At 47.3% G+C, this 13,770-nt stretch carries 9 protein-coding genes; 6 read left to right on the forward strand and 3 right to left on the reverse strand.

What is annotated here, in order from left to right; all coding sequences use genetic code 11:
- Positions 1-17: 17 nt before the first annotated feature.
- From MHI51_RS30135 to MHI51_RS30145, 3 genes are all read right to left on the reverse strand, one after another.
- A complete protein-coding gene (locus MHI51_RS30135) occupies positions 18-1,064 on the reverse strand; it encodes a zinc-binding dehydrogenase (protein ID WP_256718957.1) in 1,047 nt (348 codons plus the stop codon).
- 266 nt (positions 1,065-1,330) lie between these two features.
- Positions 1,331-2,713 (reverse strand): SMI1/KNR4 family protein, encoded by a 1,383-nt coding sequence (locus tag MHI51_RS30140; RefSeq protein WP_405173467.1) that lies wholly within the window; start codon positions 2,711-2,713, stop codon positions 1,331-1,333.
- Positions 2,714-2,833: 120 nt separating this feature from the next.
- On the reverse strand, positions 2,834-3,577 hold the full coding sequence (locus tag MHI51_RS30145) for a glycoside hydrolase family 16 protein (protein ID WP_076220285.1): 744 nt from the start codon (positions 3,575-3,577) through the stop codon (positions 2,834-2,836).
- A 148-nt stretch (positions 3,578-3,725) separates the two neighbouring features.
- On the opposite strand from MHI51_RS30145, the gene MHI51_RS30150 reads away from it, so the two are divergent.
- The 6 genes from MHI51_RS30150 to MHI51_RS30175 all read left to right on the forward strand — a co-directional run bounded on the left by MHI51_RS30150 (position 3,726) and on the right by MHI51_RS30175 (position 13,599).
- On the forward strand, positions 3,726-4,646 hold the full coding sequence (locus tag MHI51_RS30150) for a sugar ABC transporter permease (protein ID WP_076124267.1): 921 nt from the start codon (positions 3,726-3,728) through the stop codon (positions 4,644-4,646).
- An 18-nt stretch (positions 4,647-4,664) separates the two neighbouring features.
- Entirely contained in the window at positions 4,665-5,549 is an 885-nt protein-coding gene (locus MHI51_RS30155; protein WP_038573901.1) for a carbohydrate ABC transporter permease, read from the forward strand.
- Between the two features lie 8 nt (positions 5,550-5,557).
- The gene (locus tag MHI51_RS30160) at positions 5,558-7,279 is read left to right on the forward strand and encodes an extracellular solute-binding protein (protein ID WP_139332112.1); all 1,722 of its coding nucleotides are present in this window, start codon (positions 5,558-5,560) and stop codon (positions 7,277-7,279) included.
- A 148-nt stretch (positions 7,280-7,427) separates the two neighbouring features.
- The gene (locus tag MHI51_RS30165; protein ID WP_405173468.1) at positions 7,428-9,266 is read left to right on the forward strand and encodes a sensor histidine kinase; all 1,839 of its coding nucleotides are present in this window, start codon (positions 7,428-7,430) and stop codon (positions 9,264-9,266) included.
- A gap of 3 nt (positions 9,267-9,269) precedes the next feature.
- Complete coding sequence (locus tag MHI51_RS30170; protein WP_405173469.1) at positions 9,270-10,841, forward strand: response regulator; 1,572 nt, start codon at positions 9,270-9,272, stop codon at positions 10,839-10,841.
- A gap of 136 nt (positions 10,842-10,977) precedes the next feature.
- The gene (locus tag MHI51_RS30175; RefSeq protein ID WP_076276318.1) at positions 10,978-13,599 is read left to right on the forward strand and encodes a family 16 glycosylhydrolase; all 2,622 of its coding nucleotides are present in this window, start codon (positions 10,978-10,980) and stop codon (positions 13,597-13,599) included.
- Positions 13,600-13,770: the final 171 nt, after the last annotated feature.

Below are 13,770 nucleotides of genomic sequence, written 5' to 3' on the forward strand. Positions count from 1 at the left end.
TGATTGTAGTCTTACGTTTAGGGAACAAAAACCGTCTTTACGGTTTCACTCCCAACCACCTTCAAAGAGTTCAATTCATAGCCGATTAACTCATCTATCGCTGCTTCATGCTGACTGAGCTTAACTTTTCTAGTTACTAGTTTCTCCATTTCAGGAGTTTCAGCGGCAAACCGCAAAGCTTCCTCGAACATGTAGCGGTATTCACCTGCTGCTATAATTTTTATTGCATGCTGCACGAATTTAGTAGGGGAAAAGGTGTAGCGATACTTCGCATTAATACCAAAAGGAACGATGCGGCCTCCACGTTCAATCCACTTTTCCGCCACTTCGAGTTGAGTGCCCACCGTATCGATAATCACATCAAACTTATGTCCCGCACAGATTTTGTCTACGGTAGCTTGATTTAATTGGGCAGGGGTTAGAGCAAAATCTGAGATCTCTTTGGCAAAAGCTAACCGATAGGGATTAACTTCAGTCGCTACCGTGAGCGCAGATTTCGACTTACTCACAATTTGGCTTAACAGTCCCATTGGACCCGATCCAAGAATGAGTACCTTGTCGTCTGCTGTGACATTAGCTTCTTTGAAATTGTGCAGTACACAGGCAAGCGGCTCAATCAAAACCCCCGTCTCCCAGCTCATATGATCGGGAAGACGGTGTGCAAACGTTTGTGCAGTTGAGTAAAAAAAAGTGAATGTCCCATTTCGATTCAAACCCGCAATAGGCATCCCATTTCCATCGATGCCCGTACAGAGGTGCGGCTGTTTCTTCAAGCAAAAATAGCATTCATCACAGCTTTGATTCGGATCGATAACTACGCGGTCGCCTACCTTAACACGGTCAACGTTGCTGCCGATTTGGATTACAGTCCCTACTGCCTCATGACCACGAATGACCCCTGGAACCCCCTCCTCTTTCCCAGTTATGACTGCTAAATCTGTTCCACATACACCTGTCATCTCAATCCGGATCTTGACTTCATCCGGTGCTGCAATCTGCGGCTCTTCCCATTCGCAGAGCTCCAGCTTATGATTGGATGTCCACACCAACGCTTCCATACTCATTCCCCTTTCTCTTTTTTTGTTATCCATATTCGCCCAGAATATATCATAACTACCATGTAAAAGTAAGGTGAATGTTGTCGAAAAATGTTAATAATTACATTTTTATATAAACGCTCACGAGTAAGCGCTTTAATTTTCTTTCGCTTATTATGCGGATTGCACTGTCTGAAACGGCAAGTTTAAGGGCCATCCCTTGTGGGATGACCCTTGAATACTATCGTGATCAATCGAGCACCGCACGGGAATAAATCCCGAATCAACGTCTCCTATTTTGCAGCTTCCGCTTCCAGCCGTGCAATGACCTCTGAGCCGGCTTGATCTGTGAAGCTAAGCACCCCGTTTTCCTGAACGATCAGTCCTTCCCGTATTCGGCCATCCAGCCAATCGCTGATCCAGCCGGGAGCATACCCGCCTTGGCCGAACTCGCCGCCAAAAGCAATCATTTCTTCATATACATCCAGATATTGTTGACGGCTCGTATTTGGATAAGAGCTTGTGTATAGCCAGAACTGCACATCATACATCAGAGTAGAAAGCTCATCCGCATGAAAGGAGAAGTGTCCCTTCTCTTCAACGATTCGGGTACATACTTTACGGATCTTATGCTCAAGCTGATCTACTTCAGACACATGGCTGCACAGCTTCGCAAGCAATGGTGAGAATTGGCCTACGGCTACTTTGCGCAAATCCTCGTCTTTATCTTCTTCAGAGGTGTCGTATTCTTCATCACTCACCAGGCCGCGTATAAACGTCTCGAAGTCTGGGGCCAGAAACGTAATCTCATAATTATCTTCCTGATCCACATGAATCACCTCGGGTTCACCGTCCTTCCCGCAATTCCGGTAATCCAGCATCACGACATCATGACCTGCCGAAGGGCAATCGCAAATTACCACGCCAATGTCAGGGTATCCCCACTCCTCAATCATAAACGGACTGCCGAGATCGCCGCAGAGTGAATAGCTTTTCTCACGTCCGATGCCCATAATGCCCGTAATCGCGATATGATCCTCAGCCCATGAGGTCGCATCCTCCGTAGGAAAACAGGTATTATAAGGCACTCCCCCATTGTGCTGCCTCATCAGACTGATATAAGAGGCAGGAAGCTTGTAACCTAGTTCTTCTTCTACAGAAGCAATCAGCTCATCCGTAGGCGGGGCCGAAACATATTCTTTTAGCGCATAATCGCTATCTTTCCAAAACTCGGAGAGGTCCATCCCTTCAAAAGGAGTTGCAGTCGTCCCCGAATCATTATGTTGCTCTCTGATTGCCTGTCTGGCTGCGGCGTGTTGTTCTTTGCGTAGCTTGCGCTGGCTGAATTTCAGAAACATGGCCGTATTCTCATCATCCGGATCGAGGTCATGGGCAATACCCAGCACTCTCACCGCTTCCTCATATCGATTCAAATAATAGTAGGAATATCCTACACGAAAATGCCACAGATAATCATTCTGCCCTTGTTCCGCAATCTTCGCGAAGTGTTCAAGGGCTTCTTCATAACGTTCCAAATTGTTATACGCTCTTGCCAGACTGCTGACCATCTCGTAATCTCTGTCCGCTGGAGGAATCTCCATCAGAGTGTCTACAATCTTCTGGTGTTCATCATCTTCATGCCACTGTGTCAGCTGTGCGATTAGTTCTTTGTCCATGGTCTACCTCCCAAGCTTATAATCAAGTTACTAGAATATAGAGAAATATGGTTTTCCCTATTCTACCAGATGGGATGTAGGTATTGAAAATCGATAATAGAGCCTCACAAAGATTCTTAATTATGGGTACAGCCATATCCCTGAAACCGTCATCACCGCTGGCAGTGCAGCCTCGTCAACCGCTACATTGTCATACCAGCCGCCCACTGCAAGGTTCAGCACCAGATAAAATGACTCGTTAAAGGGCATAACCCCTGGCTCCAAGCAGCGCTCGGCAAAGCAATGTCCGTCTACCACCCATCGAATCGAACTGGCGGTCCATTCCAGTGCATAATCATGAAATTCATTAATGGTTCCGCTTTCAAAATGGTGTGAGAACTCCTCGACGATTTGATGTTCCCAATCCTTTCCGTAGTGCAGTGTTCCGGATATTTGCTGAGGCAAGCGGCCTTTGGCTTCCATGATATCAATCTCGCCGGAAGCTGGCCAAGGTCCGTAAGCCTGTTCCTGCGGAAGCAACCAGATGGCAGGCCAAACCCCTTGCCCCACCGGCAGCTTTGCACGCACAACTAACTTCCCATAGCAAAAGGAAAAATGGTCCTTTGTATCCAAACGAGCCGAGGTATATGCAAAATTGCGCCCATCCTTTCCAATGGATTCACTGCGTGCGCACAGATTTAAGCCAAATTCATCGATATACAGATTGCTGGAATGATCCGTGTAATACTGCTGCTCTCCGTTGCCCCAACCTGGGTCTATGGGATTACCTTCATTATCTAATAAGTCGTTGCCAAGGCGGATATTCCATAGCTTCAAATCGGCATTTCTATCTAAGAAATTCTGTTCCCATATAGGTTTATTCATCCTTTGCACACTCCCTTCATTTAATCACAGCATACTTAATTTTTGCGGCTGGTCAAACAAATCTAAAAAAATGGGATAGGGTCGATAATCATGGGCTTTTTTTCCTATGCGCTTTTTCATACGATGAAATAGAAAGGGGGCACGGAAAATGTTCCAATACAGAACGGAACAAATGAAAGCGCTTTTTAAGCAGTGGCAATTGCAAAGCATGGTTATCCCGGGAATCATCTGGATGTTTATCTTTTGTTATATCCCTATGTTTTGGCTCATTATTGCATTTATGGACTACAGCATCGCCAAACCCTTACTAGAATCACCGTTTGTCGGGCTGAAGCATTTTCAGGATTTTTTGACGGATGAGCGTTTTTGGCGTTCGATTCGCAATACTCTGGGGATGAGCAGCATCAAGCTGGTCCTGGGTTTTCCCATTCCTATCTTGTTTGCCTTGCTGCTGAATGAAATACGGAGTCTTCGATTTAAGCGAACGGTACAAACCATTTCGTACCTGCCGCACTTTATTGCCTGGACGATTTTTGGCGGCATTGCGCTCAATTGGCTGGGCGAGGGCGGTGTGATCAATCAGTTGATGATGGCGATCGGGCTCCAGGAACGCGAAATCCTGTTTAACAGCGACCCTAAGTACTTTTGGTGGATCACCTTTTTCACCGATACGTTAAAAGAAACCGGCTGGAGCGCCATTATCTACATAGCGGCAATATCCGGCATTGATCCGGGGCTGTACGAAGCGGCTGAGCTGGATGGCGCAAACCGGCGGCAGCGGATGTGGCATATCACCATTCAGAGCATACGCCCCACCATCGCTATTTTGTTCATCCTCGCTGTCAGCGGGATACTTGGCAGTAACTTTGAGCAGATCTTTATGTTGAAGAACAATATGAACATGAGGATGGCGGAAAGCCTAGACTTGTATATCTACAACATGGGGTTGGTCTCCGGGCGCCATTCCTTCTCAACAGCCGTCCTGTTCGCCCGCTCTATTGTGGCGCTAGGTTTGTTGTTTTTGGCCAATCACACATCCAAAAAACTAACCGGCGACAGCATTTTTTAGAAAGGAGAGGACAGAGGTATGGAAAGACGCAAAAGATTTCGGCAAATTGGAGTATTTGAGGTCTGCAACACCCTGCTGATGCTGGCGGTTTGCTTTTTAACACTGTACCCGATGTGGTTTGTATTCATTAACTCGCTTAATGCGCCGCAGCAGGCATCCCTGGGCACCGTCAACTGGTTTCCCAAAGAATTATCGCTGGCCAGCTATAGCGTTGTGTTCAATGATAAAACAATGATGAACGGTTTTTACATCACCACTCTGCGCACAGTGATCGGGACAGCAACGCATGTGTTGTTTACCGCCATTATTGCTTACGGAATGAGCAAGTCTAATCTAATCGGACGCAAGCTGTATCTTAAAATCGCATTGGTTACGATGCTGTTCTCAGGCGGGCTGATCCCTACATTTATTCTGATGACGAAGCTGGGATTATATGATAATTTTTGGATATTCATCATTCCCTCTATGTACACTTTTTTTAATATGGTCATTTTCATGAGCTTCTTCCGCACCATACCTGACAGCCTGGAGGAATCTGCGAAGGTAGACGGTGCTTCAGACTATGGTGTCCTGTTCAGAATCGTATTGCCCAATAGCATGGCTGTCATTGCGACTATATCGCTTTTTTCAGCCGTTTATCATTGGAATGATTATTACCAGGGGGTCATCTACATCCGTTCGCAGGAATTACTGCCACTACAGACCATGCTGTACAAAATCATTGCGGAGAATTCTATGTCCTTCATGCAGCAGCAAGCTATGGCGCAATTCGGCGCAAGACTTCCCGGCAACTCTATTAAATTTGCATCCATGATGGTGGCCACACTGCCTATTCTGATAGTCTATCCTTTCATTCAACGCTATCTGGTCAAAGGTGTAATGATTGGCGCCATTAAGGGATAAGAGTGTGAGTGTCTAGAAACTGGTATACAAAAATTCAGAAGCAGCAAAGAAAGGATGATTATGTCATGAAACGCAATCTCATTAAGCCGGGGTTGACCCTCGTTCTGGCCGCAAGCCTGATGCTAGGCATAGCCGCGTGTTCCAATTCAGCGAATAGTGAAAATAAGCCAACACCACAGCCTACAGATAGTACACAGCCGCCGCAGAGTGAAGCAAAGCTCAATCCCGATGATCCGGCATGGAAGCTGGATACCAGCCCTGTTGATTTGACCTGGTTCGTAGGTGCTAACTGGTATGCCCACACTTGGGGAGACAGCTTGACCTCCAAGTACGTAACGGAAAAAACAGGCGTAAACATCAAGCTTGAGGTACCTTCCGGTGAAGCGAATGAGCATATTACCCTAATGATGACCTCGGGCAAGCTGCCAGACTTGATATCAATGGGTTCGTGGGAAACCGCTGTCAAAAAGCTGTGGGAAGGCGATCATGTCTACGCCTTAAATGAATTAGCTGACAAGTATGACCCTTACTTCTTCAAGGTGGCCGGGGACGGTACACTGAAGTGGTATCGTCAAGAAAATGGCAATACCTATGGCGTTCCGAATGATTCATATAGCCCCAACCTGATGCATGAAACTGGCATGACGGCCGCCAACCAGACTTTCCTGGTGCGAAAAGATTTGTATGAGGAGATGGGCAGCCCGGACCTTAGCACTCCAGAGGGCTTTCTGAACGCACTGCAACTGGTAAAGGATAAGTACTCCCAATATAAAGGCCAGCCCATCAGTCCCTTTTTTGCACAAGGGAACGTCCCTTACGGGATGACCGAATATCTGCAGAACCTACTGGCCGTACCGCATGAGAAAGACGGAAAAGTATACGACCGCATTACCGATCCCGATTATATTGCCTGGCTTAAAACCTTCCGTACGGCTTACGAGCGCGGGTTGATTAATGTGGATTTCCTGGTGGATTCCGATACTCAGGTAGAGGAAAAAACAAACAACGCCCGCTATTTCATGATGGTCCGCGAGTGGACCGGTATGTCGGCTGTCAATCCTATGCTGGCTGCTAGCGGCAACCCGGACTCTTACTACATCGCAGTCGATGGGCCAAAGAACAGCAAGGGCGATAACCCTAAGTTATTCCCTGGCAACATGGACGGCTGGATGGTGACGATGATTAGCAAATCAACCGAAAACCCTGAACGAGCCATCCGCTTTTTGACCTATCTGGCCAGCGAAGAAGGCCAGCGAGATTTGTTCCTTGGCAAGGAAGGCGAAACATGGGAGATGGTGGATGGCAAGCCGCAACTGAAGCCTGAAATGGTAAAATTACTCGACACTGATATTGAGAAGCTGGAGAAAGAATACGGCATCATGGATACCTATTGGATGATGCGAAACCCTGTAATCGTCAACCAGTGGAGACCGGAGAAATCTCCTGTCATTAAGCAAATGGAAGACTTCGCCAATAAGCAGGCCGATATTGATAGCGGTATCTATAAGGGCTTAGATCCACAGGGCGATTCTGATGTGTCGGTAGCCTGGTCCCGTATTTCGCAAAATTGGGAGGAAGTACTCCCTGAGCTAATTACGGCCAAGAATGAGGCTGAATTTGATAAAATCTTCGACAATTTCCTTGACCGCCGCGAGAATTACAACTTTGGCAAGGTGATGGAATACCGCCAGGCTGAACTGGATGTGCGAAAATCCAAAATGGCAGAGTAATAATGCCCGTATAAAGATTACTGCCGGCCACCGAAAGGTTGGCCGGTATTCCCTTTTTCGCTTCTTTTAACCATTTAACAAAACAGCCTAGTTACCTACCGGGCAGTTTGTAATATATGGTATATTACAAGGGTAGGAGGCTACTTAAATGAAGTATCTGCTGACTAAAATGAAGAAGCTGTACCGTAATTCCCGCATCTCCCAAAAATTGTTTTTGGCCTTTAGCATGATGATTGCCATCCCTGCGATTGTGGTATCCTTTTTATTTATCCGCACACAGGAAAGTCAGCTATACAAGGACGCTATGGCTACCGGCAGCAGCCATGTCTCAAGAATTAACGAACAGCTGCGCAGCAAAATGGGCATTATTGAGAACGCTTCCTCTACTGCGCTGAATCAAAAGGCATTTGTAGATTTCATTCACTCCAATATGCGCGGGGATGGCCTGCGTCTCGTAAAATTTAGACAAAATCAATTTGAGCAAATGCATAATATCATTCAAAGCTACGAGATGATCAGCGAGCTCAGTTTCTATATCGATAATCCAAACCTATTTGAGATTTGGCCTGAAATCTACCATTATGACAAGTTCTGGCCGAAGGACTATTGGGTGACACTTCGTGAGGAAGGCGGTGCGGCATACCGCTTATTTGCTTTTAAAGATGGGGAGCATACGCTATCCTATTACCGGCTGGTACGCCTTCAGGGGCAACAGCAGAAGCTCCCTACCATTATGGAAATCCGCGCCCAGCATAGCGTCTTTTTCAGTGACTTGCTTGAGGATAGCGGGGGGGATTTCTTTTCTGTAGTGATGGATGGAGCCGACTCTTCCCGATCGGTATACAATCCTGAGCATATTTTTTCTCAAAATGCCGGTGAAGAATTGGATAAAATTCTAGGCAGCATTCACCAGCGGTTGGATGTGCTGCAGCAGAGCAGCCCCATTAAGGTAAAGGTAGGCGACCATACTTACTACGCGTTGTATCGCTACATCGCCCCACTGAACGCCTATGTAGTGGATATTGCCTCTCATCAAGCGCTGATGAAAGGCCCACGAAGCTGGTACTTGCTCGTAGTAGCGATCACATTGTGTGTATTGCTGCTGATGTTACTGCTCGTTTCACATACCACTCGGCGCATTTTTCGCCGGCTCGACAGGGTGCTGGTTTCTATGCGCAAGGTGCGGCAAGGCCAACTGGATGCGAAAATTGATACCGGCCTGGATAAAAACGAAACCGGTGACGAAATCGATGAGGTTGCCGTCAGCTACAATAATATGTTGGACGAAATCAAACATCTGATGACCCAAGTGGTAGATAAACAGCTGATCGCCAAAAATGCACAACTGCACTCGCTGCATTCGCAGATCAATTCACACTTTTTATATAACGCGCTGGAATCCATCCGTATGCTCGCGGAGGTTCAGCGCCAGCCGGCTATCGCCGAAGCGTTGGTGTCTTTAGGCTCACAACTGCGATACAGTATGCAATGGCGCAGCGATACGGTTGCGCTTAGCGAAGAACTTGCCAACATACACAGCTATGTCCGATTCATAAACTTTATGGAGGGTGGCAGCATTGAGTTGACGGCGGATCTCCCGCAGGAGGTACTGCGTTATACAATCCCTAAGATGTGCATGCAGCCCATCGTCGAAAATGCCGTTCATCATGCAGCGCCCTCGGGCGGCAGCGTACGTATCCATATTACCGTATCGGTAGAAAATGAAAGCCTTCTGCTAATTGAGATACGAGATGATGGCGGAGGTGTTGACCCGGAAATGCTGTCCAGTCTGCAGGCTGTGCTACGGGGCGACTCAGATTCACCGATTGTTACCAGCAAAAACGGACTGGGCTTGGAGAACGTGCATAAGCGCATACAGCTTCATTATGGTAAGGACTGCGGTCTTTGGATTGACAGTGTGCAGGGCGCCTATACTTGTATAACCATACGTTTGCCTTGGGAAAATGTGAATCTTGGAGGATGGTAGGGCATGATCAATATTCTAATTGTGGACGATCAAAAGCACATTCGTGATGGGCTGCAGGCGATGCTGCGCCAATTTCCGCTGCAGCTGGACAATATTTACTGTGCAGTAAACGGAATTGAGGCCTTGGATATATTGAGTCAGCACAACATCCAACTGGTGATTACTGATATCAGGATGCCCGATATGGATGGACTGACACTGATGGCGCAGAGCAAACAGAAGCACATCGAGGTAGATTATCTGATTATTAGCGGCTATAGTGATTTTGCCTATGCTCAAAAGGCCATCGAACTTGGAGCAAAGGGCTACCTGCTCAAACCTGTGAAACGTGAAGATCTGCAAACCGCAGTAGAACATGTAGCAAATGAGATAAAAACACGGCAGACGCTCTCGCGTAATATGGAGCATATCTCCCGCCGCGCCCAGGAGACAGACCGCAAGGAACTGAGTATGTTCATGCAGGGTGCAATGATTGATGAGGCGTGGGTTATCCAGACCCAGCAACAGAATCCAGAGTTGTGGAGTAATTACCGCCTGTGTCTGCTGCGGGAGGAATTATGGATTAACCAACCGGGGGCCGACAGTAGCCACAGCATGGAATCCCTTGCCTACCGAGTGTATGGCAGACGAGGGTGTATATGCCTGCAACACCGCCCGTACCTGATTCTCGCGGTTGATGCGGCCGTAGATACGGGAGCCTTCCCGGCCGCCCTCAAAGCAGGACAGATAGATGCCATTACTGCTATGACCAGCCCGCAGCAAGGATTGAAGGAGTTGCCCCGCAGCTATACACAAGCGTTGGAGCTCTATCGCCACAGTTACCTATTTCCAGAGAAGAGCTGCATCTTGCCAACACATATTGAGCGACTGGAGCAGCAGTGGGAGCTTCCCTATGAAGAGTTATACGCCCTGTTTCAGTTAATCGGCACCAAAAACAGCGGTACAATCACCCAAGGCATTTCTATGATATTTCACAAAGATACATTGCAACGCTATCACATCCAATACACACAGCAGCTATGCCGTGCCATTGTACAGATGCTGGAGGAATCTGTACGTGTGATCCGCCCGTACATGGGGGAAGAAGCGCTGGACATCGAATGTTTACGTAATCTATTCGATTATCCGGGTATTCGCGATTATATTCAGGCGCTGCAACAACAGCTGCTTCGGCTGAACCAATTTTATTATGAATATAAGTGCAGCTATCGCAACTCGCAAGATTTAAATGAAGCCATACGCTTTATACACGAAAGCTATCATAAACCCCTGGATCTCGCGATGGTATCGAATCACGTGTCGCTTAATTATGCCTACTTTTCTAACCTGTTCAAAAAAAATATCGGCAAAGGCTTTGCAGAATACTTGCGCGATGTGCGCCTGGATAAAGCCCGGCGGCTACTGGCCGAAACCGATCATAAAATTGTAGAGGTAGCCACCATGGTAGGGTATGAAAGCTACAAAAGTTTTACACGATCCTTTCGGGATGTCATGGATATGCAGCCCACAGAATATCGGCAAATGATGCGCCGGAAGCACGACAGCGGGGAAAAGTACCGTGACACAGCGCTATAAATAATCAAAAGCCAAAAAATTGGGTTAGAACAAAAATAATTGTACCTTTTAGCTGATTATTATATTCGATAGAATAGAGATGTCCCTAAATGTAAGCGGTTTCGTTTCTTCATTATTTTATTAAAGGAGGGCAAGTATGAAACGACTTTACAATACGGAGAGTGGTTTTAAGCAGAAGGTATTTAGTTTGTTCTTAGCAGTAGTACTGTTAGCTGGGGTTGGCCTATTGCCGACTTCAAAGGTGCAGGCAGCAGGAACCACAGTTACCTCTATGTCTTACTTTTCAGCAGCAGACGGTCCTGTCATCTCAAAATCAGGGGTTGGGCAAGCTAGCTATGGTTTCGTCATGCCTACATTTAATGGGGGCTCTGCCACCTGGAATGATGTTTCCGATGACGTCGGTGTAAAAGTAAAAGTTGCTGGAAACTGGGTGGATATTGACAATGCAGGCGGCTATACCTACAACCAAAACTGGGGACACTGGAGCGACGGTGGCTTGAATGGCTATTGGTTCACGCTCTCCGCAACAACGGAGATTCAGCTATTCTCCAAGGCTAATGGAGTTACACTTGATTATACCCTTGTATTTCAAAACATAAACAAAACGACCATTACTGCTATGGCCCCTACACAAGGGCCGCAGATTACAGCAGGATTTACAGGAAGTGCAGGCTTTACTTATCCTACCTTCAACAATGATCCGGCTGTTACCTATGAAGCCGTAGCTGAAGATCTGAAGGTATATGTAAAACCTGTAAGCAGCAGTACATGGATTGATATTGACAATAATGCAGCCAGCGGCTGGATCTACGATAACAACTTCGGACAATTCACCGAAGGCGGCGGCGGCTACTGGTTCACCGTAACAGAGTCTATCAACGTCAAGTTAGAATCGAAAACCTCAACGGCTAACGTCGTTTATACCCTCACCTTTAATAAACCTGTAAGAAATTCATATGTCTTAACTCCTTATGAGGGAACGACCTTTACCGCAGATGCAAAAGGTGTAATAGGTGTCCCGCTACCCAAAATTGATGGGGGCGCTCCAATAGGCACTGAGCTAGGAAATTACGTATACCAAATTAACATCAACGGACAATGGGTTGCTATGAGTGATTCCAGCCAGAGCGGATTTGTATACGCCGGCAATGGCTATAACAACATGTCCGATGCCAACCAGTGGGGCTATTGGGCTGACTACATCTATGGGCTTTGGTTCCAGCCCGTCCAAGAGGATGTGCAAATCCGTATTGGCTATCCATTAAATGGACAGGCGGGCGGAAGTGTCGGCAACAATTACGTCAACTATACCTTTATCGGTAATCCAGATGCCCCACGTCCGGATGTATCCGATCATGATGACATTGCCATCGGAACAGCAAACGACCCGGCGATAGAGGGCATGAATCTCATTTGGCAGGATGAATTTAACGGAACAGCACTCGATACGAGCAAATGGAGCTACGAACAAGGTTATTATATTACTGACGATCCGAATAGCTGGGGCTGGGGCAACGCGGAACTGCAGCACTATACAGACAGTACACAAAATGTATTTGTACAGGACGGAAAGCTGAATATCAGAGCTTTGAACGATTCAAAATCCTTTCCACAGGACCCAAGCCGGTATGCCCAGTACTCATCCGGCAAGATTAACACCAAAGATCACTTGTCCTTCCAGTACGGCAGAGTAGATATTCGTGCTAAGCTACCTACAGGTAACGGCGTTTGGCCAGCACTTTGGATGCTTCCGGAAGATGCCGCTTATGGAGCGTGGGCCGCATCCGGAGAAATTGATATTATGGAAGCCAAAGGACGCTTGCCCGGCACGACCAGCGGGGCCATACACTTTGGCGGACAATGGCCTGTAAACAGATATATTGCTGGTGAATATCACTTCCCTGAAGGCCAGACCTTCGCCAATGATTATCATGTGTACTCCATGATCTGGGAAGAAGATAATATGAAATGGTATGTGGACGGCAAGTTCTTCTTTAAAGTCAGTAGAGATCAATGGTATTCCGTAGCTGCACCTAACAATCCGAATGCCCCATTCGATCAACCCTTCTACATCATTATGAATCTGGCAATCGGCGGGCACTTCGACAGCGGCCATACCCCAGATCCGTCCGATATTCCTGCAACAATGCAAGTGGATTATGTTCGTGTCTATAAAGAAGGCAACAGCGAGAATCCGGTAAACGTACCGGTTACCGGTATTTCTCTGAATCAAACTACTGCGCAGGTGGAAGTCGGACAGACTGTGCAGTTGAACGCCAATATTGCCCCGTCTAATGCAACCAATAAGCAGGTCACTTGGAACGTATCAGGTACCAGCGTCGCTTCCGTGAATCCGAACGGTCTCGTGACGGGACTCACTCCAGGCACAACAACCGTAACGGCTACAACAGCCGACGGCAATAAAACGGCCCTCTCCACCATCACTGTTGTACCGGCATCATCATCCGGTGTTATCATCGTCGGCGATGAGGTGCGGGGTCTGAAGAAAATAGGTGACGACCTGCTGTTCTATGTGAACGGCGCAACCTTTGCCGACTTACACTATAAGCTAAATAACGGTGGGCAGCTAAACGTAGCCATGACCCCGGCAGGAAACGGTAACTACACCTACCCTGTAAATCACCTGCAACACGGGGATACCATCGAGTACTCCTTCACCTATAATCCGGGACAAGGGGCCGTCGATTCCCCAACGCTCTCGTATATCCATGGGGTAACCCAAGGAACACCAGAATAAAGTAGTTGAACCCTAGGCAAAATGCAAACACGAATAGGCGAGGAGGAAGTATGACGCTTCCCTCTCGCCTATTTTGTTGTTTCTACCGTGCTGCAGGTCTTCTCGGTGGAAGCTCGGCTAGCTAGCCTCATGATTATGGGCCGTCGGTTCATCACCTGACGCTTTCCGCAC

Origin of the sequence: Paenibacillus sp. FSL H8-0260 (assembly GCF_045040625.1) — a bacterium.
In the GTDB taxonomy this organism is placed as follows: domain Bacteria; phylum Bacillota; class Bacilli; order Paenibacillales; family Paenibacillaceae; genus Paenibacillus_AQ; species Paenibacillus_AQ odorifer.

Excerpts from the sequence above, each read along its gene's own strand:
- MHI51_RS30135 (WP_256718957.1), bottom strand. The coding sequence starts at position 1,064 with ATGAGTATGGAAGCGTTGGTGTGGACATCCAATCATAAGCTGGAGCTC.
- MHI51_RS30170 (WP_405173469.1), top strand. The coding sequence starts at position 9,270 with ATGATCAATATTCTAATTGTGGACGATCAAAAGCACATTCGTGATGGG.
- MHI51_RS30155 (WP_038573901.1), top strand. The coding sequence starts at position 4,665 with ATGGAAAGACGCAAAAGATTTCGGCAAATTGGAGTATTTGAGGTCTGC.
- MHI51_RS30150 (WP_076124267.1), top strand. The coding sequence starts at position 3,726 with ATGTTCCAATACAGAACGGAACAAATGAAAGCGCTTTTTAAGCAGTGG.
- MHI51_RS30140 (WP_405173467.1), bottom strand. The coding sequence starts at position 2,713 with ATGGACAAAGAACTAATCGCACAGCTGACACAGTGGCATGAAGATGAT.
- MHI51_RS30175 (WP_076276318.1), top strand. The coding sequence starts at position 10,978 with ATGAAACGACTTTACAATACGGAGAGTGGTTTTAAGCAGAAGGTATTT.
- MHI51_RS30165 (WP_405173468.1), top strand. The coding sequence starts at position 7,428 with ATGAAGTATCTGCTGACTAAAATGAAGAAGCTGTACCGTAATTCCCGC.
- MHI51_RS30145 (WP_076220285.1), bottom strand. The coding sequence starts at position 3,577 with ATGAATAAACCTATATGGGAACAGAATTTCTTAGATAGAAATGCCGAT.